The 1,513-nt window shown below is 34.6% G+C and carries 2 protein-coding genes; both read right to left on the bottom strand.

Annotation, left to right across the window (positions count from 1 at the left end; translation table 11 throughout):
* The coding region (locus KHW44_RS09535; RefSeq protein ID WP_304068867.1) for an ATP-binding cassette domain-containing protein at positions 1 to 909 on the bottom strand (909 nt) is incomplete at its 3' end.
* 9 nt (positions 910 to 918) lie between these two features.
* A partial coding sequence (locus tag KHW44_RS09530) for an ABC transporter ATP-binding protein (RefSeq protein ID WP_304068865.1) occupies positions 919 to 1,513 on the bottom strand: 595 nt, incomplete at its 5' end.

Genomic DNA, 1,513 nt, shown 5'->3' with positions numbered 1-1,513 from the left:
GTGAGAATCTTTGTATTTAGTCAAATCGTACACAGATCCATTTTCATCGTAGTAGATATTTTTTTGTTCATCAAATTTCTTTTCAATAGCTTGTCTAACATCTCTAAGCTCTTTTCTTCTATTTGGTTCAATTTGAGGAATCGCTGCGATAAGTCGTTTCGTGTAAATGTGTTGTGGATCAGAATATAACTCATCACGATTTCCTGTTTCTACAAATTTACCATTGTGCATGATGTAAATGTAATCACACATGTGTCTTACAACTCCCAAATCGTGTGAAATGAAAATGTAGCTTAGATTAAACTCTTGTTGAATTAATTTCATGTAGTTTAATACTTGTGCTTGAACTGATAAGTCAAGAGCACTTACAGGCTCATCTGCAACGATTAATCTTGGATTACATGCTACAGCTCTTGCAACGCCAATTCTTTGTCTTTGTCCACCTGAGAACTCAAATGGGTATTTGTAAATTGCGCTTTCATTAAGTCCAACTATATCCAATAATTTAAACACCTTTTCTTTTTCTTCTTTTGGTGTAAGTTTTTCAAAATTTCTGATAGGTTCAGCAATTATATCCAAAATTCTTTTCTTAGGATCAAGAGAACTCATTGAGTCTTGAAAAATCATTTGAACGTCTTGGTTGTAGTTTATCTTTTTTCTGTAAGATCTACTTGTAACATCTTTTCCTTCGTACAAAATATGTCCGTCTGTAATTTTTTCAAGTCCTACTATCGCTTTTCCAATAGTGGATTTACCCGATCCTGACTCTCCTATCAATCCATAAGTTTTTCCTTGTTCAATATCCATATTCACACCGTCAACGGCTTTGATATAGTCTTGAATTGTATTAAAAAATCCTCCACGAATTGGATAATGAACTTTCAAATTTTTAACTTCTAAAAATCCCATATCTTCCTCCTATTCGTCTTTAAAATGGAAGTTCTTCCAGCATGTACAACGAACTAAGTGTCCATTACCAACATCATGTAATACTGGGTTTTCTTCATGTTCTGAATCATCTATCCAAGGAATACGAGGTGCAAATCTGCATCCTTTTCTTGGTAAATCTTTTAATGAAGGAACCATACCTTCTATAACGTGCAACTGATCAGATTGAGTATCTGCTTGTGGAATGGAATTTAATAAACTTCTTGTGTATGGATGAAGTGGATTGTTGAACAATTCATCCACAGTGGCAATCTCAACGATTTGACCTGCATACATTACGCAAACTCTATCAGCGGTCTGTGCTACAACTCCTAAATCATGGGTTATCAATATAATTCCTGAGTTCATTTGGTTTTGTAGTTCTTTAAGCAAATCTAGGATTTGTGCTTGAATTGTAACATCAAGTGCAGTAGTAGGCTCATCAGCTATCAAAACACGAGGCTTACAACTCAAAGCAATCGCTATGATTACTCTTTGTCTCATACCTCCAGATAATTGATGAGGAAATTGTCTTGCTATAACTTCAGCATTTTCAATCCCTACTTTTTTTAGAAGGTCAACAGCT

Origin of the sequence: Finegoldia magna (assembly GCF_018371055.1) — a bacterium.
Taxonomy (GTDB): Bacteria; Bacillota; Clostridia; order Tissierellales; family Peptoniphilaceae; genus Finegoldia; species Finegoldia magna_I.
This window is presented reverse-complemented; position numbering and strand designations above follow the sequence as displayed.